This window comes from Rhizobium sp. AN80A (genome assembly GCF_030053015.1).
In the GTDB taxonomy this organism is placed as follows: domain Bacteria; phylum Pseudomonadota; class Alphaproteobacteria; order Rhizobiales; family Rhizobiaceae; genus Rhizobium; species Rhizobium metallidurans.
On the sequence record NZ_JASJPX010000003.1, the window covers coordinates 49508 to 69355 of the forward strand.

The window sequence follows — 19848 nt, forward strand, 5'->3', positions numbered from 1 at the left end:
TTAGCTGCCCTCAGCGCTTAGCGATTGAACGGCTCGGAGCTGTTGAAGGGCGGTACGTGCCGCTTTTCGGCCTCTTCCGCGCGGCCGGTCGTGCGCTTGGCGCCGCTGCGCTCCTTGCCTTCCTTCCAGACAAGATAAAGCACGCCGCCGAAATAGCCTGCCTGCAGCAGGATCGCACAGATCGCGGTCTTGATGAGGGCGCCGGATAAAGAGCCGCTCAGCCAATAGGTCGCGACGGCGAACACGACGAGTGCGCCCAACATGCTGACAAAAACGCGAGGTGCATACATTTGTTGCCTCCCCAGATGGTGCCCTTCAATGAACAGCCATTGAATACGCGGCCCCACCAGGACCCTTTTGTAGATTCTTTTTACAGGACTTCGTCATATAACTAAAGCGGTGAAGACGTCTTTTGCGCCTGTATTCAGTAACTACAAGCGTCATCTTAAAGGTTTGTTCCGGGTATTGGTAAAAATGCCACTTATCGGCCCGGCGGCCCCGGCGATCGAAAAAGATCGTTAAAGTTGGGTTTCGATGTGAGGGTTGCATCGAATTTGGCAATGCACGTTCTTGTTTATGCCACAATCGATACCCGCAGGGGTGTAGTGGACGCGTTTCGCATTCAACTTTTATTACAAAGTTTTAATTTCAAACGATTTGTGAGTGCGGCGCAAAATTGATGTTGCGATGCAATAAAACGTCGTCCCGCAAGTCTAAAAACAGGTCTGTTCGAGAAGTGATGGCCGCACCCAAGAACTTTGGACCGAGATCGGTTACCCCTGTAAACTTCGGTGTCGCTGTATTGATAAGAAGTCGTGGGACATTTTATTTCGATCTCCAAATATAGTTTTGATCGCTTTGGTGGAATCTAAATATGTTTCAGCGATCCCTGAAATACAAAAAGTTGAACAAATGTTTCCAAAAACGTTCGATAACGAGCGGTTTTAAAAACGTGGCTTAAAAAAACAAAATCCGCTCATACACTCCCAACTCGTCAGCGCTAGCTTAGCGTCCTGAGCCTTAACCGACCAAACGGCAAACATAAGTGGAGTTACCTCTATGAAGTCTGCGACGAGATCGGACAGTTCGCCATTTTATGGCGCAGTTCACGAAAACGCGTTTCCGCCCACAGGCGGCTTCGCAAAACGGGCATTCGATGTGTCCGCCGCCTGCCTCGGGCTCTTGTTCTTGAGCCCAATCTTTTTGATGGTGATGCTGCTTGTGAAGCTCACGGACAAGGGTCCGGCCTTCTATGGCCATCGCCGTATCGGCCATAACGGCCAGGAATTCCGTTGCCTGAAGTTCCGGACAATGGTGACCAATGGCGACAAGGTTCTGCAGGACTACCTGCGCAACAACCCTGCAGCCATGGAAGAGTGGCGCGCCACGCGCAAACTGCAGAACGACCCCCGGGTCACTGCCGTTGGCGCCGTGCTGCGCAAGCTGAGCCTTGATGAGCTTCCCCAGCTCTTCAACATCATTCGCGGCGAGATGAGTGTCGTCGGCCCGCGTCCCGTCGTTCAAGACGAACTTGAAATGTACGAGCACGCCGCCGTCTTCTATCTGCAGTCCCGCCCGGGCCTTACCGGTCTGTGGCAGGTCAGCGGACGCAACGATGTTTCCTATGCCGCTCGCGTCGCTTTCGACACCCACTACGTCGAAAACTGGTCGATGGCTCGGGACGTTGCGATCATCGCAAAGACCATTCCCGCCGTCTGCGCTCAGCGCGGAAGCTACTAACGGCATCCTTGAGGCCCGACGAGCCGTCTTGTGGCTGCGCCGTCGGGACGAAACACGGGGAAAAATATGAACGAACGTCTATTTGGCAGCAAGGCTGGGCAATCCCGTGCCCTTCGATCCGGTGTCGCAGTCGCTGCCGGGTTGAGTGCATTCCTGCTGTCCTCATTCATTGCCAGCGCGGAAGATTACCGCCTTGGAACCATGGATAAAGTGAAGATTCGAGTGGCCGAATGGCAGACCGCGGATGGGACGATCCGTGACTGGTCCGTCGTCAGCGGCGACTACACGGTTGGTCCGTCCGGCAGTATTTCGCTGCCATTCCTCGGCGATCTTCCCGCTTCCGGGCAGACGACCGACGCCATCGCCAAGCAGATCGGCGTGGCGCTGCAGAAGCAGTTCGCCCTGAAGGACCGGCCGTCCGCATCCGTCGAACTGTCGGAGTTTCGCCCGGTCTATCTCTCCGGAGACGTGGAGAAGCCGGGTGAGTTTCCGTTCGCGCCGAACCTGACCGTCGCCAAGGCCGTCAGCCTTGCCGGCGGCCTTCGGCGCGCCGATTCCGGCCAGCGGTTCGCGCGCGATTTCATCAACGCCAAGGGCGATGCGGTCGTCTACATGGCGGACCGGGCGCGGCTTCTGGTCAAGCAGGCCCGCCTGCAGGCCGAAATCGACAACAAGGACACGTTCGAGATTCCGGCCGAGTTGAAGGACAAGCCGGAGGCGAGGGCGCTTGTCGACAGCGAGACCGCGCTCATGGCCTCGCGCAAGAAGCGGCTGACCCTGCAGCTTCAGGCGCTCAACGACCTCAGGGCCCTGTTGCAGAGCGAAGTCGAGACGCTGGCCAAGAAGAGCCAGACGCAGACCCGCCAGCTGGAGCTGGCAACGGTCGATCGCGACAAGGTCGGCGATCTCGCCGAGAAGGGGCTGGTGCTCAGCGCCCGCAGGATGACGGCCGAGCAACGCGCGGCCGACCTCGAGGCGATGCTGCTCGACATCGACACGAACTCGCTGAAGGCCAAGCAGGATATCAGCAAGGCCAATCAGGACGAGATCACGCTTCGCAACGACTGGGACGCCCAGTTGGCGCAGGAAAAGCAAAGCGCTGATGCGCAGATCGACCAGCTCAACCTGAAGCTCACGACCAGCAATTCGTTGATGGCCGAGGCGCTCACCCAATCGACGGACGCGGCTCGCTTCGACACGTCGACAGGGGCCGCCAGCATCGCTTATTCGGTCATCCGCGACGTGGATGGCAAGCCGAAGGAAATTCCGGTGCAGGAAAGCACCGCGCTGCAGCCCGGCGATCTGATCAAGGTCACCGCCGGACTGGCCATGAGGTAACGAGGCAGCATGCGTATCGCAAAGTCGGCGCTCATCCAGCCCGGCGGGAATGTGGCTTATGCCGTTTCCGCCGTGGCGATTTCGCTTTTTGCCTTCGCCTACTCGCTCAGGTTCGGGCAAGTGGCGATCCTGCTTTACTATGCGCTCTGGCTGCCGCTGATCGCGGTCGATTACCGCAAGGTGCTCGGCAACTACAACCGCTACATCTGGATCTACGCCTTCGCCGCGTTCGCCTTCCTGTCCGTCTTCTGGTCGGCGGCGCCCAGCGTGTCGCTGCGCGCCGCGATCCAGTATCTGACGCAGGTGCTGTGCGCGCTGATCGCGGTCAGGGTCATGGACGTCAAGACGCTAACGCTCGGTATCGTCGTCGGCATCGCCTTCGTCCTCGTCTATTCGCTGCTGTTCGGTCGCTACGAACTCGACGTGATCGACAACACCTACAGCTTCGTCGGTGCATTCGCGTCGAAGAACCAGCTCGGCTTTTATGCCTCGCTCGGGGTGATCGCATGCGTCGCCACCGTCTTCATCTTCGGCGAGCGTCGTCTGTGGATGGCTGCCGCCGGTATCGTCGGGCTGCTCTCGGCCTATATTCTTGCGATATGCCAGTCGGCAACCTCGGTCCTGACCACCGTGGTCGTGCTTGCGCTGATGGTTGGCTTGCGTGTCGTGCTGACGCTCACACCCGACCAGCGAAAGCTTCTCGTGATCGGGGGCGGTACCGCTCTGGTCGTGCTGGCGGTGGCGGGGGTCTATCTCGGCGCGGTCGATGCCGTGCTCGGCATATTCGGCAAGGATTCGACGCTCACGGGGCGCACCTATCTGTGGCAGCAGGGGATCGCGGCCGCGGCTGAAAATCCCTATTTCGGCGTCGGCTACCAGGCCTATTGGGTTCAGGGCTTTTCCGAGCCGGAGCGCCTCTGGGAGGAGTTCTTCATCGGCTCCCGCAGCGGCTTCCACTTCCACAACACCTATATCGAAGCGGCCGTGGAGCTTGGTCTGGTCGGGCTGCTCATCGTGGTGCTGACGCTGCTGACGATCCTCTGGGGCCATCTCCGCCGGCTGATCGAAGATGTCAGAAACGACGGATCCTATCTGCTGTTTACCATCGCCGTGCTTCTGACGACCCGCTCCTTCGTCGAGATCGACATTCTGACGCCTTATACCGTCGGGACGTTCCTGTTCTATTTCTGCGCCGGAAAACTGATGAGCGCCCGCCGCCAGCCTGACTTCTCGGCATGGGCACGCCAGGCGCAGCCCGAACCTTTAGCGCATTAGCTAGCAGCACCAGCATTGTCGGCCGACATTGACCGGCCATTTGAGGAAACCGGATGAAGACCCTTTACGGCATCCAATATCTGCGCGCCTTCGCGGCGCTTGCTGTCGTCGTTTTTCACGCGGCCGAGAAGTCGGGCGAGCACTTCGCCATCGGGGCTGCCGGTGTCGATGTGTTCTTCGTCATCAGCGGCTTCATCATGTGGGTGATCAGCGAGCGACGGCCGATGACGCCGCAGAGCTTTCTCATCGATCGCCTGTGCCGCATCGCCCCGTCCTACTGGCTGGTGACGGCAATCATGATCGTCGGCGCCATGGCCGGGCTGTTTCCGAACCTGCAACTGACGACATCGCACATCCTTGCGTCGCTGTTCTTCATTCCGGCGCAGTCGCCCAGCACCGGCGACATCTGGCCGGTGCTGGTGCAGGGGTGGACACTGAATTTCGAGATCTTCTTTTATGTTCTCTTCGCCGGCGCGCTGTTCCTGCCGCGCAAATGGCGGCTGCTCTTCCTGTTTGGCGTGTTCGGCGGGTTCTTCCTGGCCGGCCAGATCCTGCAGCCGGCGACACCGGCCCTCTACACCTACACCCGGCCGATCATCGTGGAGTTTCTCGGCGGCGTGTTTCTCGCCGAATTGTGGCTGCGCCGGTGGATCGCCGGCATCAGCCTCGGGCTCGCCTGCGTGGGAGCCTCGCTTTCCGGCTTCGCCGCGATCTACCTGATGGGCGCCGAATTCAATGCCGGGATCTGCGGTCCGCTGGCGTTGATGCTGGTCTACGGGATGGTCTCGCTCGAGGCCGACGGAGGCCTCGGCCGCGTGCCGTTGCTCACCTATCTCGGCGACGCTTCCTATTCGATCTATCTCTGGCACACGCTTGCGATCTCCGTGGTCGCCAAGGCGGGCCAGATGATGGGCTTCTCATCGGTGCTCATCGTGCCGGTCGGCGTCGTTGCCGGCGTGGCAGGGGGAACCATCGCTTACGAGCTGATCGAAAAGCCGCTGCGAAAGCTGTTCACGGGCTGGCGTTCGAAAGAGGGAACACTTGCCCGCCGAGCCTCATGACGAGGCTTCAGCCGGTGGCGCTTGTGTATCCGGGGTGCCGGCTTCGGCCGGCCGGGCGGGCTTTCTCCGCACCGAGCGCAGCGCGACATAAAAGACCGGCGTCAGGAACAGCCCGAATACCGTGACGCCGAGCATGCCCGAGAAGACGGCCGTGCCGAGCGACTGGCGCATTTCGGCGCCGGGGCCGGTGGCGATGGCGAGCGGCAGCACGCCGAAGATGAAGGCAAACGCCGTCATCAGGATCGGGCGAAGGCGCAGATGGCTGGCCTCGACGGCGGCTTCCACCGGCGACTTGCCTTCGTCTTCCGCCTGACGGGCGAATTCGACGATCAGGATGGCGTTCTTGGCCGCAAGGCCGATCAAGACGATCAGGCCGATCTGCGTCAGCACGTTGTTGTCCATGCCTCTCAGCCACACCCCGATCAGTGCGGCAAGCACGGCCAGCGGAACGATCAGAATGATCGCCAGCGGCAATATCCAGCTTTCATATTGCGCCGCGAGCGCCAGGAAGACGAAGATGACCGAGAGCGCGAAGATGTAGACCGCCGTGTTGCCGGTATTGGTTTCCTGGTAGGCGAGTTCGGTCCATTCGAAGGTCGTGCCCGGCGGCAGGATCTTGGCGGCCAGCGCCTCCATCTTTTTCAGAGCGTCGCCGGTCGAGGTGCCGGGCGTCGGGTTGCCCTGCAACGGCACGGACACATACATGTTGTAGCGCTGGACAAGGGCGGGGCCGCTGGAATCCTGGATATCCATCAGTGTGCCGAGCGGCACCAGCGCGCCGGTGGCCGAGCGCACCTTGAGGCCTAAGATGTCCTCGCGGTCCATGCGGTATTGCCGGTCGGCCTGGGCGCGGACCTGGTAGACGCGGCCGAAGGCGTTGAAGTCGTTGACATAGGCGACGCCGAGATTGATCGACAGCGCGTTGAAGATGTTGGGGATCGGCACGTTGAGGAAACGGGCCTTGTCTCGGTCGATGGCGAGATAATATTGCGGGCTGGCATCCGAGAAGGTGGTGAAGACGCCGGTCAGTCCCTCCGTCGTCGCGGCCGCGCCCATCATCTGCCGGGCAAGGCCGAGCACGCGCGTCATGTCGGGATTTTCAAGGTCGAGGATCTGCATCTTGAAGCCGCCGGAATTGCCGACGCCACGCACGGATGGCGGCGGCACGGCGATGATGAAGGCTTCCTGGATGCTCTGCAGCTTGCCGAACAGCTCGCCGATGATCTTGTTGGCGGTCTCGCCGCCTTCCTCGCGCTCGGCGAACGACTTGAACGGCACGAAGACGACGCCGGAGTTGGAGGCGTTGGTGAAGGTGGCGCCGCTGAAGCCGGCGAACTGCACGGCATTGCCGACGCCGGGTACCGTGCGGGCGATATCGCCGACCTGCTTGACCACCGCATCGGTGCGCGCCAGCGATGCGCCATCGGGCAGCTGGACGACGACGATGGCGTAGCCCTGGTCCATGGTCGGGATGAAGCCGGACGGAACCTTGGTGCTCATGAACCAGGTGGCGCCGAGCAGCGCGGCGAAAACGAGCAGCGAGCAGGTGATGCCGATCCAGCTTCTGACCAGATGCCTGATGATCCACGAGTAGCCGTAGCTCAGCCGCTCGAAGCCGTGGTTGAAGCCGTTGGCAAGGCCGCGTCCGAAACGCAGCGCGATGTTGTTGCGCGTGTGCTGGTGATCGTGGCGTCTGAGCAGAATGCCGGCGAGTGCCGGCGAGAGCGTCAGCGAGTTCAGCGCCGAGATCGCGGTGGTGACCGAGATCGTCACGGCGAACTGCTTGTAGAACTGGCCTGAGATCCCTGGAATGAAGGCGGTTGGAACGAAGACGGCGATCAGCACCAGCGAGATGGCGATGACGGCGGTGCCGACCTCGTCCATCGTCACATGGGCGGCTTCCTTCGGCGACATGCCGCGGGCGAGATTGCGCTCGACGTTCTCGACCACGACGATGGCGTCGTCGACGACGATGCCGATCGCGAGCACCAGGCCAAACAGCGTCAGCATGTTCAGCGAGAAGCCGAAGGCGAGCAGCACGGCGAAGGTGCCGATCAGGGAGACCGGGATGGCGATGATCGGAATGATCGCCGTTCGCCAGGATTGCAGGAAGACGAGGACGACGATCGCCACCAGGATCGCGGCCTCGGCGATCGTCCTGTAGACCTCGGAGATCGAGTCGGAGATGAATTCGGTGGTGTCGTAGACGATGCGGTATTCCAGACCTGGCGGGAAGGTCTCGGCGACATCCTTCATGATCGCCTGGACCTGACGCGCGGTGTCGAGCGCGTTGGTTCCGGGGCGGGCGAAGATGCCGAGCGCCACGGCGGGGTCGTTGTTGAGATAGCTGTTGGTGACGTAGTCCTGCGCCCCGAGCTCGATGCGGGCGACGTCCTGCAATTGCACGAGCCGGCCGGCGCCCGTCGATTTGACGATGACGTAGCGGAATTCGCGCACGTCGGAGAAGCGGCCGTCGGTTCTGACCGTATATTCGAAGGCGTTCTGGCCGGTGACCGGCGGTGCGCCGATCTTGCCGCCGGAGACCTGGACGTTCTGGTCGCGCAGCGCCGAGACCACGTCATCGGAGGTCATGCCGTAGGCCGAGAGCTTCTGCGGATCGAGCCAGATGCGCATCGAATATTGGCGCTCGCCGAATACCTGCACGTCGCCGACGCCATCGAGGCGCACGAGAACGTCGCGGATGCGGTTGCGGGCATAGTTGGAGACGTAGAGCTGGTCGTAGCGATGCGAGGGCGACAGCAGGTGCACCACCATCATCAGGTCGGGGGAGCTCTTGTCGGTGGTGACGCCGAGGCGCTGCACTTCCTCGGGAAGGCGGGGCAGGGCGATCGATACGCGGTTCTGGACGAGCACCTGCACCTTGTCGAGATCGGTGCCGAGCTTGAAGGTGATGGTCAGCGACATGGCGCCATCGGCGCTGGAGTAGGAGGACATGTAGAGCATGTCCTCGACGCCGTTGATCTGCTGTTCGAGCGGCGTCGACACCGTGTCGGCGATGGTCTGCGGGTCGGCGCCCGGATAGGAGGTGCGCACGACGATGGTCGGCGGCGCGATCTCGGGATATTGCGATACCGGCAGCTGCGTATAGGCGATGCTGCCGACGACGAGGAGCACGATCGAGATGACCGCCGCGAAGATCGGGCGATCGACGAAGAAATGAGCGAACCTCATTGTGGCGTCTCCGTCGCGGCATTATCCGGCGGGGTGTCGCGCCGCTCCTGCGGCAGTTCGGTCATCTGCGGCGTGATGGTGGCGCCGGGGCGGGCGCGCATCAGGCCGTTGACGATGATCGTCTCGGTGCCATCGAGCCCCTCGCGGATGACGCGGTAGCCATAGAGGCGCGGGCCGGGGCGCACGGGCTTGGTCGATACCTTGCCGTCGGGGCCGACGACGAAGACCACGCGTTCGTTCTGGTCGGAGCCGATCGCTTCGTCCGGCACGAGGATCGCCTTGTAGGTGTTGGACGCCTCCACCTGCACGCGGCCGAAGAGGCCGGGCTGCAGGATCAGGTCGGGATTGGCGAGGCGGGCGCGGATGCGGATTGTGCCGCTCTCATTGTCGATGCGGTTTTCGGCGAAGTCGAGCTTGCCGGTGAAGGGCTTGGCGGTCGGGTCGGAAATCGTCACGATGACGGGCACGCCGCCGCCACCCTGCTGCAGATCCTTGCCGAGCTTGCGCGCCGTATCGGCGAAGTTCAGCAGGCGGCGTTCGTCGACGTCGAAGTAGAAATCGATCGGATCGAGCGAAACGATGGTCGTCAGGATGGTCTGGTCGGCCTGCACCAGATTGCCGGGGGAGATCAGGCGGCGGTCGATGCGGCCGCTGAGCGGCGCCGATATCGTGGTGTATTCCATGTCGAGCGCGGCGCGTTCCGCCGTTGCCTGGGCGCCGCGAACATTGGCCTGGGCGGTGAGCCATTCGCGCCGGCGGTCGTCGAGCGTCGAGACCGACTGGCTGCCGCTGGTGGCGAGGCTCTGCGCGCGGTTGAACTGTGCCTCGGCGTAGGTCTGCGTGGACTTGGCGACTTCAAGCGCGGCATTGGCTTCGTTGAGCGCGGTGACGAAGGGGCGCTGGTCGATGACGAAGAGCTTTTCGCCCTTCTTCACCAGCGCGCCGTCGGTGAAATCGACCTCATTCAGATAGCCGCCGATGCGAGAGCGCACCGCGACCTCGTCGACCGCCTGGAAGCGGCCGATGAACTCGTCGTTGTCGACGACGTCGCGCACCACGGGCTTGGCCACGGTGACGGGCGGCGGGGGCGGGGCGGCGGCCTGCTGGGCGGACGAGGCGAGGGGGGAGGAAGGCGACGCTGCTGAAGGCCAGGACGTATCGAAGCGAGAAAGGCATGGCGGCTCCCCATTCGGGCGGCCGAACGCGCCGCCATGATCATGCTGAAGGAATGCGTTTCATGTCAGGCGCTGCTCGAGCGACGGTGGATCGCTCGCCTATTGTCAATGCTGTCTGAATGCCGGCGGACTGCGTTTGGGCGCTCGTGGCGTGGATGCCGCTTGCGCCGTGCATGCTGTCGATATCGGTCGGCCGGGCAATTCTCCCGGTAAGCCTCTGGATTTCAATATAAACGGGTGGCGCGTCGAATTGCAAATCCCGGTGGGTTGAAATTCTCCGAGCTAATAAAATCATGAAGGGTGCCGGGCGACGCTTCCATTCCGACGCGTTCGCCGGCATTTTCGTTAGCCGGGTGCGACAATTTGGTCGCATATGACGAATATCAAGCAGAGGTGGCTTGTATGTTGCACCTGCTCAATATATCTAGGCACATTATAAGTGTGCTTACTATTGGCGCAGTCTTCAATGAACAGCAATCCGACCCTCGGCTTCCTCCTGCATGATGTCGCACGTCTGCTTCGAAAGCGTTTCGAGCAGCGGGCGAAGTGTCTCGGGCTGACGTCGTCGCAGTGGCAGGCGCTGGCGTATCTCTCCAACAACGAGGGGATACACCAGGGTGGGCTGGCGGAAATGCTGGAGATCGAGCCGATCACACTTGTACGCATTCTCGACAAGCTCGCCGAGCGCGGGCTGATCGAGCGCCGCCAGCACCCGACGGACCGCCGGATCTGGCTGCTTTACATGCGCGAGGAGGCGCATCCGCTTCTGGCGGAAATGCGCGGACTTGGCGATGTGACGCGAGGCGAAGCCCTGGAGGATGTTGCCGCCGAAGAGCGGGAGCAGCTTTTCCAGATCCTGTCGCAGATGAAGACCAACCTAGTGCAGGCCTGCCGGACCCCCCTGGCATTGGCCGAAAACGAGACCAACCATGGCTGATAAAACTCCCCTGCGCGTCGTTTCCGACGCCGATGCCAACACCGCCGCCGAAACGAACGAGGTTTCTCCCCGCGAGGAAACCGTCGCCGAGGCGCCATCCTCCAATACGGCGCCTGTCACCGCCGTCGCGCCGCCCGTGACCACGCCGCCGCGTCGCAAGCGCGGCATGACCCGCCCGGTGCTGTTCGCGCTGCTGCCCGTCGCGCTCGTGGTCGGCGGCTATTATTACGTCAATGGCGGCCAGGTCATGTCGACCGACAACGCCTATATCAAGGCCGACATGGTGGGCCTGACGACCGACGTTTCGGGCCTCGTCGACACGATCGACGTGCGTGAAAACGAAACGGTGAAGAAGGGCCAGGTGCTCTTCAGCCTTCGCCAGGATTCTTTCAGGATCGCGCTCGACGGCGCCAAGGCGCAGCTCGGCGCGGTGCGCAACCAGATCCTCAACCTGGAGGCAAGCTACCAGCAGTCGCTGGCGGAGATCACGCAGGCCGAGGCCGACATTCCCTATTTCCAGACCGAATTCGACCGCCAGCAGAACCTGCTGAACAGCTCGGCGGCCACCCGCACGGCGTTCGACCAGGCCAAGCACAACCTGCAGGCCGGGCAGCAGAAGGTTGCCGTCGCCAAGGCGCAGGCCGCGGCCACGCTCGCCCAGCTCGGCGGCAATGCCGACCAGCCGGCCGAGCAGAACCCGCTCTATCTCGAAGCCAAGGCCAAGGTCGACGACGCGCAGCGCCAGCTCGACCACAGCGTCGTCCGGGCGCCGTTCGACGGCATCGCCACCAACGTCAATTCCTTGCAGCCGGGCTCCTATCTCGAGGCATCGACGCAGGCCTTCTCGCTGGTCGCGGCCAACAATCTCTGGATCGATGCCAGCCCCAAGGAAACCGAGCTCACCTATGTGAAGCCCGGCCAGACGGCCACCATCTATGTCGACAGCTATCCGGGCGTGACCTTCAAGGGCAAGGTCGAGAGCATCAGCCCGGCTTCCGGCTCCAGCTTCTCGCTGCTGCCGGCGCAGAACACCACCGGCAACTGGGTCAAGGTCGTGCAGCGCATTCCGATGCGCGTCAGCATCGAGGATACCGCCGGCAAGCCGCCGCTTCGCGTCGGGATGAGCGCCGTCGTCGATGTCGATACCGGTCGTGCGCGCGGCCTGCCGGATTTCGTGTCCAAGCTTCTGGGCCGCTCGGGCGGAGACGATGAGTAACGCCGCCGCCGCCTCCTTTTCCCCGGTCGCCAATCGCGGCATGATCACGGCCTGCGTCATCCTTGCCGTCATCATGCAGGCGCTGGATACGACGATCGCCAACGTGGCACTGCCCTATATCCAGGGCAGCGTTTCGGCGAGCGCCGACCAGATCAACTGGGTGCTCACCTCCTACATCGTCGCGGCCGCCATCATGACGCCGCCGTCGGGCTTTCTCGCCGCCAAGTTCGGCCGCAAGAAGGTGCTGCTGACGGCGATCATCGGCTTCGTCGTCGCGTCGGTGCTGTGCGGCCTGGCGCAATCGCTGAACCAGATCGTCGCCTTCCGCCTCATGCAGGGGCTGTTCGGCGCATCGCTGGTGCCGCTGTCGCAGGGCATCCTGCTCGACATCTACACGCCGGAGGAACGCGGGTCCGCCATGGCGCTGTTCGGCGTGTCGGTCATGGTCGGGCCGGTGCTCGGCCCCGTCATCGGCGGTTGGCTGACCGACAACATCAGCTGGCGGTGGGTGTTCTATATCAACGTGCCGATCGGGGCGCTCGCCTTCGCCGGCATCATGATCTACGTCACCGAGACGAAGCTGGACGCGCTCGCCAAGCTCGACTGGTTCGGCTTCGGGATGATGAGCCTCGGCATCGCGTCGCTGCAGCTCTTTCTTGATCGCGGCGAGCAGCTGAACTGGTTCGCATCGGGCGAGATCATGATCGAGGCGATCATCTGCGCCGCGGCCTTCTACCTGCTTGTCGTGCACACGCTGACGGCGAAGAAATCCTTCGTCAATCCGAAGCTGTTTCTCGATCGGAACTTCTCCGTCAGCATGATCTTCATTTTCGTGATCGGGATCACCTATCTCGCCTCGCTGGCGCTGATGACGCCTTATCTTCAGACGCTGATGGGCTATCCGGTCATCACGGCGGGCATCGTCATGGGGCCGCGCGGCATGGGCACGATGTTGTGCATGTTCATCGTCGGGCGGTTGATCGGCAAGGTGGATACGCGCCTGCTTCTGGTGCTCGGCCTTGGGCTGACGGCGTGGGCGATGTACGACATGACGGGCTGGACGCCCGATGTCTCGCAGTGGACGATCATCTCGGTCGGCTTCATCCAGGGCGCCGGGCTGGGCTTCCTGTTCGTGCCTTTGACGACGATCGCGTTTTCGACGCTGCCGGCGGAGATGCGCGGCGACGGGACCGGCCTCTACAACCTGTCGCGAAACATCGGCTCGAGCGTGGGGATCTCCATCGTCTCGGCGCTGCTGGTGGAAAACGCGCAGGTGAACCACGAGAACATCGCCGCCTACGTCACGCCGTTCAACCGCGCCTTCGATGCCGCGGCCGCGCAGGGGATGAGCCCGTTCACCGCCGCAGGTCGCGCGGCGCTCAACGAGCTGATCACGCTGCAATCGACTGTCATTGCCTATATCGATGACTTCAAGCTGCTGATGATCATGTCGCTGGCGGTCATTCCGCTGGTGTTGCTGCTGCGCAAACCCAAGGTGGCACCGGCCATGGACCACAGCGCCGTGATGGAGTGATCAGCGAAACGGCTTGCTGAGATAGCGGGACCCCGAAATGCCGAAGCGCCATGGTGCTTCGGCATTTTTCGTGATGCCGATGCGTTTTCCGCTGACGATCGGCGCCGGTGCCGTCGATGTCAGCGAAAAGGGTTCGCGGTCGAGCAGGCGATCATTGAGGGCGATGGTGACGTCGAGCGCCTGGCAGAGCTTGCCGGGGCCGCTGCAGAGTTGAGCGAGCGCATCGGTGCCACGGCGTTCGATCATCGTGGCGATGCCGATCTCGGGCTCGATGGCGCGGATCAGGACGGCGGAGCCGGGGGTGCAGACGAAGTTCAGGCACCAGTGCATGCCGTAGATGCGGTAGATGTAGACATTCCCCGGTCCGCCGAACATGGCGCCGTTGCGCGGCGTCGGGCCGCGAAAGCTGTGGGAGGCCTCGTCGTCGGAGAAATAGGCCTCGGTCTCGACGATGCGCCCGCCGATGCCGCCGACGGTGATGCGGCAGGCGAGAATATCGCGGGCGACGGATATCGCATCGCGGTCGAAGAAGCGGGTGAGGGAGTCGCCCACAATCGGTGCCGCGCCGAGCGCGCCTGTCCTTTCGTCCATCTGATCTATCGGCCGGGTTTCGGATCGTGCAGCGGGATGGACGAGCCGGTGACGGAAACCGGGTCGCTTGCCGGAAAGGTGTCTTCGAGGCCCTCGTCCAGTTCCTCTTCCAGCGTTGCCGCGTCCTTGCTGCGGGGACCGTCGCCGGCCGAGCTGTCGTGCGCCGCGAGCAGCAGATGGCGGGCGTGGGCGACGGCGTTGTCGCGGGTCAGGCCGGGTGTCGCCGCGTTGTAAAGCGTCACGGAAATGCTGTTGCCGGTCTTGTCGCCGAACATGACGGTAAAGCCGCCCTCGCGTGCACTTACTGATATGTCTGTGATGGTCATGGTTTCGCTCCCGATGATGGGTTTGCCGACGTCAGTCTCGTATGACTATGTTTGCCTCGCGAAGACCTTCGTCAACCATTCGATGAAGACGCGGACGCGCGGCGAGAGCTGGCGGTTTCGCGGATAAAGGAGTGAGACCGGCGTTTTCGTCATCGGGAAGTCCTCAAGGATGGGCATAAGTTCGCCGGAATCAATGTAGCGCTGGGCATGGTAGCGCGGCACCTGGATGATGCCGAGGCCGAGGCGTGCCGCCGCGTGGAAGCTTTCGGCGGCGTTGACCGACAGTGTTGCCGGCAAGGTGACATTGCGGATCTGGCCGCCCACGAGGAATTCGAGCGGCACCAGCGTGCCGGTGGCGCTGGAGTGGAAACCGACCATGCGGTGGCCGTCGAGCCGGTCGGGATGCTCGGGCGTTCCGTAGCGGGCGAGATAGGCGGGCGAGGCGAGCGTGACTTCCTCCAGCATCGCCACGCGCCGCGCGACCATGTCGCTATCGGCGGGGATGCCGACCCTCAGCACGCAGTCGATGCCCTCGCGCACGAGATCGACGAGGCGGTCGCCCTCGCTCATGTAGAGTTCGATATCGGGATAGGCCTCGAGAAAAGATGGCAGGTTTGGCAGCACGAAATGGCGCGCCAGCGTGCCGTGCACGTCAACGCGCAGCATGCCTTTCGGCCGGGCGCCGGCGAAGGCGCCTTCCGCGTCCTCGATATCGGAGAGGATCGACAGGCAGCGGCGGTAATAGGCCTCGCCGTCGAGCGTCGGGCTCACGTGACGCGTCGTTCGCTGCAGCAGGCGGACGCCGAGGCGGGCCTCAAGCTGCTTGACCGCGTCGGTCACCGTCGAGCGCGGCAGGCCGGTATCCTCGGCGGCGGCGGTGAAGCTGCGTCGCTCGACGATACGGCAAAAGACGCGCATGGCATCAGAATCTGTCCATCTGTCTGTTCGATATTTCCGGATAGTGATGGCGAATAATGGATGATTATCCGCTGCGAGAAAAGCGACATCTTCTCTCCAACGGCGCGATATCGCGCTTCCAGGCAAGGAGAACGACAATGACGGTATTGGAAAACAGGGTGGCGATCGTGACCGGCGCATCCCGAGGCATCGGAGCGGCGGTCGCCGATCGGCTTGCGCGCGACGGGTTTACCGTCATGATCAACTACTCCGGCAACGCGGCGCCGGCCGAGGAACTGGCTGCCGCGATCGAAAAGCGCGGCGGCAGGGCGCTGACGGCGAAGGCCGATGTCAGCGACGCGGAGGCCGTGCGGCGGATGTTCGATGCTTCCGAGGCGGCGTTCGGGGGCGTCGATGTGCTTGTCAACAATGCCGGCATCATGGCGCTCTCTCCGATATCAGATGCCGACGACGCGCATTTCCAGCGCATGATCGACGTCAATCTGAAGGGCACGTTCAACACGCTGCGCGAGGCCGGCAAGCGGCTGCGCAACGGCGGCAGGATCGTCAATTTCTCGACGTCGGTGGTGGGGCTGAAGCTCGAGACCTATGGTGTCTATGCCGCGACCAAGGCCGCCATCGAGACGATGACGGCGATCATGGCCAAGGAAATGCGCGGCCGCGACATCACCATCAATGCCATCGCACCGGGGCCGACGGCCACCGATCTCTTCCTGAACGGCAAGTCCGAGGAACTGGTGGCGCGGATGGCCAAGATGAACCCGCTGGAGCGGCTGGGCACGCCCGAGGACATTGCCGCGGCAGTGTCGTTCCTCGCCGGTCCCGATGGTTCGTGGATCAACGGCCAGGTGCTGCGCGCCAATGGCGGCATGATCTGATTTGTGCGTCGGGGTGGGCGGCTTTCGGGCCGCTCGCCTTCGAGCCGGCCCTGTTGTGGATATCATGTGCTGAAAAATGCCAGCATCTGGAAGAGGATAGGGGAGCGCCCGGGCTTGAGGCGGCGGGGCCGCAATATCCTCTTACATTTGCATCGTGATTGTCTATATTAGCAATGTAGGGATGTGCGGAACTCCTCCAATTCCGCGTGTCAGACCTCAACGACTGCCGAGCCATTGTTCCCTGGTGACCCGGCAGAGAGTGAAAGAAGAAATGGCAAAACATATGGTTGCGGCCCGTTGAAGGTAAACGCCTCGCGGGCCGCAGTTCTGTCAGCGGGCGTCCAGCTTGGCGTCGGTCAGGAGCTTGACCATCCAGTCGACGAAGACGCGGACCTTGTTGCTGAGGTGGCGGTTCGGGGGGTAGACGATGTAGAGCCCGAGCGGCTCACGGTTCCATTCCGGCAGCACCTGTATCAATTCACCGCTTTCGAGCGCATCGCGGATCATGAAGCGCGGTAGTTGCGCGATGCCGAGCCCCCTCGTGGCTGCCGCCACGAAGGTCCTGCTGTCGTTGACGGAGACGAGGTAGCGTGGATTGATCTCCAACTCCTCGTTGTCCTTGCGGAACTCGAACGGAAGCGTCCGGTTGGTCTGAGCGCGGAAGTAGCTTACGGAATAGTGATCGTTTTCAAGCTCTTCCGGTCTCGCCGGCACGCCATGCTTCTCGATATAGAGCGGCGAGGCGCAGGTGATCAGCTCCACCTCGGATACGCGGCGCGCAATCAGGGATTGGTCGGTCGGCGTGCCGGCGCGCAGCGCGCAGTCGACGTTCTCCGCCAGGTAATCGACGGTCCGGTCGCCGACGCCCAGGTCGATGCGGATATCGGGATATTTCTGATAGAAATCGCAGAGTGCCGGCACGACGATCCAGTCGGCGAAGGCGCCGGCCATCTCGACGCGCAGGCGTCCGTTGGGAAGCCCCTGCGAGTTGGTGAGGCTGCCATCCAGCTCGGCGATCTCGGAGACGATCTGGGCCGCGCGTTCGTAGTAGAGCGCGCCGTCGGTCGTCACCATGACGCGGCGGGTGGTGCGGTTGAGGAGCTTGGTATGCAGATGTGCTTCAAGCCCTTGAATGAGATTGGTCACCGTCGCCTTGGGCATGGCGAGCGTGTCGGCGGCCCGTGTGAAATTGCCTGTCTCCACGACGCGAATGAAAGCGCGCATTGCCGAGAGCTGGTCCATCGGAATTCACCTGAGTAGGTTGCAGTGCGGTATTGTTCGAAATACGGAACAGTGTAATCGCATAGAGGCTTCTTATTCCGTGAGTGGAATAACAATATCTTTTTTTCAGAAATTGCAAGCCGTCGCCTGGGGCAATATGTTGCATCAGCAATATTACACCAGCGACGCAAGGATCGATACGATGACGGTGCAAGTGAAAGACATGGTGTTCGACAAGGTGGCCATTGGCCCCGTGTCGACGCGTATCTATCAGGGCGCCGAATATGGCAGGGGTTCGCCGATCGTCCTGTATTTCCACGGCGGTGCTTTCCAGTCCTCGGGACTGCAGGACAACGCTGTCGCGGAAAGCATTGCGCGGGCCGGCGCCATCGTCGTCGTGGCCGATTACAACGCGCCGTTCGGCGGCGTTTTTCCGAAGCCTCTCGAGGTCGGCTACTCGCTGTTTTCCTACATGGCCAACAAACGCGCCTCGGGTCTCGGCGACCGCAATTCCGCACTGCTCGTCGCCGGCGAGGAGGCGGGCGCCAACATCGCCGCCAGCGTCGCCTTCAAGGCGCGCGACCACTATGCCGACGCGCTCGACGGGCAGGTGCTGATCTCGCCGCTGGTCGACCCCTTCATGGGATCGAAGTCGATCCGCGAGGCCGATGCCATCGGCATGCGAGAGCGGTGGGCGCAGGGCTGGAGCCATTATCTCAGCGGTGGCGGCTGCCATCCCTATGCGGCGCCGTGCCTCTGCTCGCGTATTTCGGGCGTCGCGCCCGCACTGATCTTCACCGCCGGAGACGACCCGCTCCGCGATGAAACGCTTGGCTTCGCCGATCGCCTGAAACAGGCAGGCGTGGCCGTTCGTCAGCATGTCTCTCCCGCCGGGACAGGCTGGCCGTCGATTTACGGCGGGGTAACAGACAAGCCTCCGGGTTGGCATGATTGTATTACCAATGAATTCGGAAGCTTCGTTCGCGATATGCGCAGGCAACCCGTTCCTTTGAAGACCTGATTTATATTCGGCCGTGGGGGCCGTAAGGAGAATACCAATGACGTCCAGTAAGAAGCGCTGGGCCCTTGTGGGCGCCGGTCTGAGCCTTGTTGCGTCCGTTTCAGCCGCAGCACTGTTTTTCGAACTGCCGATGAGCGCAACCGCCACGGCTGCAACCACCGAGGCACAGGCGGCTCCGCCGGCCGTGCCTGTCACCGTCGCCGTCGTCGCCAGCCGCGACGTCACCGAATGGGAGCAGTTTTCCGGCCGGCTCGAAGCCGTCGATCGCGTGCAGATCCGCTCGCGTGTCGCCGGCGCCGTGCAGTCGGTGCATTTCCGCGAAGGCGCGCTGGTGAAGGCCGGCGACCTGCTCTTCACCATCGATCCGGCACCCTACCAGGCCGCCGTATCGCAGGCCGAGGGCCAGGTGGCTTCTGCCGAGGCCAAGGTCAATCTCTCGCAGATCGAGCTCGAACGCGGCCGCAGGCTTTCCGACAACAGGACCATCTCGCAGAGCGACATGGACCAGCGGCAGAACGCATTCACCGAAGCGCAGGCCGGTCTTCGCACCGCGCAGGCAGCCCTTCGCTCGGCACAGCTCGAACTCGGCTATACCGAGGTCAAGGCACCGGTCGCCGGCCGCGTCGGCAAGCTCGAAGTCACCGTCGGCAATCTGGTCGCGGCCGGATCGACCTCGTCGGAGCTGACCTCGCTGGTTTCCGTCGATCCGATCTACGCCAGCTTCAGCGCCAGCGAAGGCATGGTCGCCAGGGCGCTCGCCGAGCTTCCGGCCGCCGATGGCGCGGTCCCGGCGCTTGAACAGATCCCCGTCGAAGTCGGCACGCTCGCCGACGAGGGCACGCCGATCAAGGGCAAGCTGCAGCTGGTCGACAACCAGGTGGATGCCTCCAGCGGCACGATCGGCGTTCGCGCCGTGTTCGACAATCCGGGTGGCAAGCTGATCCCCGGCCAGTTCGTGCGGGTTCGCATGGGCCAGCCGAAGGCCGAGACCAAGATCCTCGTCAGCGAACGGGCGATCGGCACCGACCAGGACAAGAAGTTCGTCTTCGTGGTCGATGCCGAGAACAAGGTCAGCTACCGGCCGGTCCAGCTCGGCATCGCCGAGGGGGCGATCGCGTGATCGAAAGCGGCCTTGCCGTCGGCGACAAGATCGTCGTCAACGGCCTGCAGCGCATTCGTCCGGGCGCGGTGGTGGCACCGCAGATGGAAGAGAAGGTCGCGGCCAAGTAATTCGCAGACCCCTCCCCAACCCCTCCCCCACAAGGGGGAGGGGCTAAGTCTGCCGCACCGCCCAAGCCAGGATTTGGCAGGACAGTGCCACACGTCTTCTCCCCCCTTGTGGGGGAGATGGCCGGCAGGCCAGAGAGGGCCTTTTAAGCATCCAGTTCTACCCCCACCGGCGGTGTCCCAACCGCCGGAGAGGGT

General features: G+C 62.7%; 15 protein-coding genes and 2 pseudogenes. 10 read left to right on the plus strand and 7 right to left on the minus strand.

Features of this window, described 5'->3' with window-relative positions; translation table 11 throughout:
• Nucleotides 1-17 precede the first annotated feature (17 nt).
• A complete protein-coding gene (locus P3R82_RS11830) occupies nt 18-290 on the minus strand; it encodes an exopolysaccharide production repressor protein (protein ID WP_283193971.1) in 273 nt (90 codons plus the stop codon).
• A 769-nt stretch (nt 291-1059) separates the two neighbouring features.
• Here P3R82_RS11830 and P3R82_RS11835 point away from each other — a divergent pair.
• The 4 genes from P3R82_RS11835 to P3R82_RS11850 all read left to right on the plus strand — a co-directional run bounded on the left by P3R82_RS11835 (nt 1060) and on the right by P3R82_RS11850 (nt 5414).
• Complete coding sequence (locus P3R82_RS11835) at nt 1060-1740, plus strand: sugar transferase (RefSeq protein WP_183900633.1); 681 nt, start codon at nt 1060-1062, stop codon at nt 1738-1740.
• A 66-nt stretch (nt 1741-1806) separates the two neighbouring features.
• The gene (locus P3R82_RS11840; RefSeq protein ID WP_283193972.1) at nt 1807-3078 is read left to right on the plus strand and encodes a polysaccharide biosynthesis/export family protein; all 1272 of its coding nucleotides are present in this window, start codon (nt 1807-1809) and stop codon (nt 3076-3078) included.
• Nucleotides 3079-3087: 9 nt separating this feature from the next.
• Nucleotides 3088-4353 (plus strand): O-antigen ligase, encoded by a 1266-nt coding sequence (locus P3R82_RS11845; protein ID WP_283193973.1) that lies wholly within the window; start codon nt 3088-3090, stop codon nt 4351-4353.
• 53 nt (nt 4354-4406) lie between these two features.
• Nucleotides 4407-5414 (plus strand): acyltransferase, encoded by a 1008-nt coding sequence (locus tag P3R82_RS11850; protein ID WP_283193974.1) that lies wholly within the window; start codon nt 4407-4409, stop codon nt 5412-5414.
• Here the strand turns inward: P3R82_RS11850 and P3R82_RS11855 are convergent.
• Complete coding sequence (locus P3R82_RS11855) at nt 5409-8606, minus strand: multidrug efflux RND transporter permease subunit (RefSeq protein WP_283193975.1); 3198 nt, start codon at nt 8604-8606, stop codon at nt 5409-5411. The genes P3R82_RS11850 and P3R82_RS11855 overlap by 6 nt on opposite strands.
• A pseudogene (locus tag P3R82_RS11860) lies at nt 8603-9782 on the minus strand (efflux RND transporter periplasmic adaptor subunit). The gene P3R82_RS11855 and the pseudogene P3R82_RS11860 overlap by 4 nt, the downstream one beginning before the upstream one ends.
• 465 nt (nt 9783-10247) lie before the next feature.
• Here P3R82_RS11860 and P3R82_RS11865 point away from each other — a divergent pair.
• Genes P3R82_RS11865 through P3R82_RS11875 form a run of 3 tightly spaced genes read left to right on the plus strand, consistent with a single transcriptional unit; the run spans nt 10248 to nt 13468 of the window.
• The gene (locus tag P3R82_RS11865) at nt 10248-10718 is read left to right on the plus strand and encodes a MarR family transcriptional regulator (RefSeq protein ID WP_283193976.1); all 471 of its coding nucleotides are present in this window, start codon (nt 10248-10250) and stop codon (nt 10716-10718) included.
• Complete coding sequence (locus tag P3R82_RS11870) at nt 10711-11934, plus strand: HlyD family secretion protein (protein ID WP_283193977.1); 1224 nt, start codon at nt 10711-10713, stop codon at nt 11932-11934. Before P3R82_RS11865 ends, P3R82_RS11870 begins: the two co-directional genes overlap by 8 nt.
• Nucleotides 11927-13468, plus strand: coding sequence for a DHA2 family efflux MFS transporter permease subunit (locus P3R82_RS11875; protein WP_183900624.1), 1542 nt, complete (start codon nt 11927-11929; stop codon nt 13466-13468). Before P3R82_RS11870 ends, P3R82_RS11875 begins: the two co-directional genes overlap by 8 nt.
• Here P3R82_RS11875 and P3R82_RS11880 read toward each other — a convergent pair whose 3' ends face one another.
• Genes P3R82_RS11880 through P3R82_RS11890 form a run of 3 tightly spaced genes read right to left on the minus strand, consistent with a single transcriptional unit; the run spans nt 13469 to nt 15303 of the window.
• The gene (locus P3R82_RS11880) at nt 13469-14059 is read right to left on the minus strand and encodes a DNA-3-methyladenine glycosylase (protein ID WP_283193978.1); all 591 of its coding nucleotides are present in this window, start codon (nt 14057-14059) and stop codon (nt 13469-13471) included.
• Nucleotides 14060-14064: 5 nt separating this feature from the next.
• Nucleotides 14065-14385, minus strand: a complete 321-nt coding sequence (locus P3R82_RS11885) for a hypothetical protein (protein WP_283193979.1) — start codon at nt 14383-14385, stop codon at nt 14065-14067.
• Nucleotides 14386-14430: 45 nt separating this feature from the next.
• Nucleotides 14431-15303: a LysR family transcriptional regulator gene (locus tag P3R82_RS11890; RefSeq protein ID WP_283193980.1), complete on the minus strand. Its 873-nt coding sequence runs from the start codon at nt 15301-15303 to the stop codon at nt 14431-14433.
• Nucleotides 15304-15440: 137 nt separating this feature from the next.
• On the opposite strand from P3R82_RS11890, the gene P3R82_RS11895 reads away from it, so the two are divergent.
• Nucleotides 15441-16181: an SDR family oxidoreductase gene (locus P3R82_RS11895; RefSeq protein ID WP_283193981.1), complete on the plus strand. Its 741-nt coding sequence runs from the start codon at nt 15441-15443 to the stop codon at nt 16179-16181.
• A 330-nt stretch (nt 16182-16511) separates the two neighbouring features.
• Here P3R82_RS11895 and P3R82_RS11900 read toward each other — a convergent pair whose 3' ends face one another.
• The gene (locus P3R82_RS11900) at nt 16512-17423 is read right to left on the minus strand and encodes a LysR family transcriptional regulator (protein ID WP_183900619.1); all 912 of its coding nucleotides are present in this window, start codon (nt 17421-17423) and stop codon (nt 16512-16514) included.
• 181 nt (nt 17424-17604) lie between these two features.
• Here P3R82_RS11900 and P3R82_RS11905 point away from each other — a divergent pair, with 181 nt between their 5' ends.
• Nucleotides 17605-18423 carry an alpha/beta hydrolase gene (locus P3R82_RS11905; protein ID WP_283193982.1) on the plus strand — a complete coding sequence of 273 codons (819 nt, stop codon included), beginning with the start codon at nt 17605-17607 and terminating at the stop codon, nt 18421-18423.
• 37 nt (nt 18424-18460) lie between these two features.
• Nucleotides 18461-19653, plus strand: a pseudogene (locus P3R82_RS11910) (efflux RND transporter periplasmic adaptor subunit).
• Nucleotides 19654-19848: the final 195 nt, after the last annotated feature.

Bases quoted from the DNA above. Each gene is read 5' to 3' on its own strand.
- P3R82_RS11890 (WP_283193980.1), bottom strand. From the start codon at position 15,303: ATGCGCGTCTTTTGCCGTATCGTCGAGCGACGCAGCTTCACCGCCGCC.
- P3R82_RS11905 (WP_283193982.1), top strand. From the start codon at position 17,605: ATGACGGTGCAAGTGAAAGACATGGTGTTCGACAAGGTGGCCATTGGC.
- P3R82_RS11855 (WP_283193975.1), bottom strand. From the start codon at position 8,606: ATGAGGTTCGCTCATTTCTTCGTCGATCGCCCGATCTTCGCGGCGGTC.
- P3R82_RS11840 (WP_283193972.1), top strand. From the start codon at position 1,807: ATGAACGAACGTCTATTTGGCAGCAAGGCTGGGCAATCCCGTGCCCTT.
- P3R82_RS11885 (WP_283193979.1), bottom strand. From the start codon at position 14,385: ATGACCATCACAGACATATCAGTAAGTGCACGCGAGGGCGGCTTTACC.
- P3R82_RS11850 (WP_283193974.1), top strand. From the start codon at position 4,407: ATGAAGACCCTTTACGGCATCCAATATCTGCGCGCCTTCGCGGCGCTT.
- P3R82_RS11895 (WP_283193981.1), top strand. From the start codon at position 15,441: ATGACGGTATTGGAAAACAGGGTGGCGATCGTGACCGGCGCATCCCGA.
- P3R82_RS11865 (WP_283193976.1), top strand. From the start codon at position 10,248: ATGAACAGCAATCCGACCCTCGGCTTCCTCCTGCATGATGTCGCACGT.
- P3R82_RS11845 (WP_283193973.1), top strand. From the start codon at position 3,088: ATGCGTATCGCAAAGTCGGCGCTCATCCAGCCCGGCGGGAATGTGGCT.
- P3R82_RS11880 (WP_283193978.1), bottom strand. From the start codon at position 14,059: ATGGACGAAAGGACAGGCGCGCTCGGCGCGGCACCGATTGTGGGCGAC.
- P3R82_RS11870 (WP_283193977.1), top strand. From the start codon at position 10,711: ATGGCTGATAAAACTCCCCTGCGCGTCGTTTCCGACGCCGATGCCAAC.
- P3R82_RS11835 (WP_183900633.1), top strand. From the start codon at position 1,060: ATGAAGTCTGCGACGAGATCGGACAGTTCGCCATTTTATGGCGCAGTT.
- P3R82_RS11830 (WP_283193971.1), bottom strand. From the start codon at position 290: ATGTATGCACCTCGCGTTTTTGTCAGCATGTTGGGCGCACTCGTCGTG.
- P3R82_RS11900 (WP_183900619.1), bottom strand. From the start codon at position 17,423: ATGGACCAGCTCTCGGCAATGCGCGCTTTCATTCGCGTCGTGGAGACA.
- P3R82_RS11875 (WP_183900624.1), top strand. From the start codon at position 11,927: ATGAGTAACGCCGCCGCCGCCTCCTTTTCCCCGGTCGCCAATCGCGGC.